1 protein-coding gene is annotated in these 557 nt (G+C 65.9%); it reads right to left on the minus strand.

Features of this window, described 5'->3' with window-relative positions:
- On the minus strand, positions 1–551 hold a 551-nt coding region (locus ACYVO7_RS25775), incomplete at its 3' end, for a GTP-binding protein (RefSeq protein WP_460452616.1).
- Between the last annotated feature and the right edge of the window lie 6 nt (positions 552–557).

Below are 557 nucleotides of genomic sequence, written 5' to 3' on the forward strand. Positions count from 1 at the left end.
GGCGTCTTGTTCTCCAGCGCCGCCAGCGCCGAGCCCTTCACGATCGGGATGTCGTCGCCCGGGAAGTCGTACTTGGCCAGGAGCTCGCGCACCTCCAGCTCGACCAGCTCCAGCAGCTCCGGATCGTCGACCATGTCGACCTTGTTCATGAACACCACCAGCGCCGGAACGCCGACCTGGCGCGCCAGCAGGATGTGCTCGCGCGTCTGCGGCATCGGGCCGTCCGCCGCCGACACCACCAGGATCGCGCCGTCCATCTGCGCCGCGCCCGTGATCATGTTCTTCACATAGTCGGCGTGCCCGGGGCAGTCGACATGCGCGTAGTGGCGGTTCTTCGTCTCGTACTCCACGTGAGCCGTCGAGATCGTGATGCCGCGCGCCTTCTCTTCCGGCGCCTTGTCGATCTGGTCATACGCCGTGAACGTGGCGCCGCCCGTCTCGGCCAGAACCTTCGTGATCGCCGCCGTCAGCGACGTCTTGCCGTGGTCGACGTGACCAATCGTGCCGATGTTGCAGTGCGGCTTAGTCCGCGCGAATTTTTCCTTGGCCATGGCCGT

It is taken from the genome of Alsobacter sp. SYSU BS001988, from assembly GCF_054796215.1.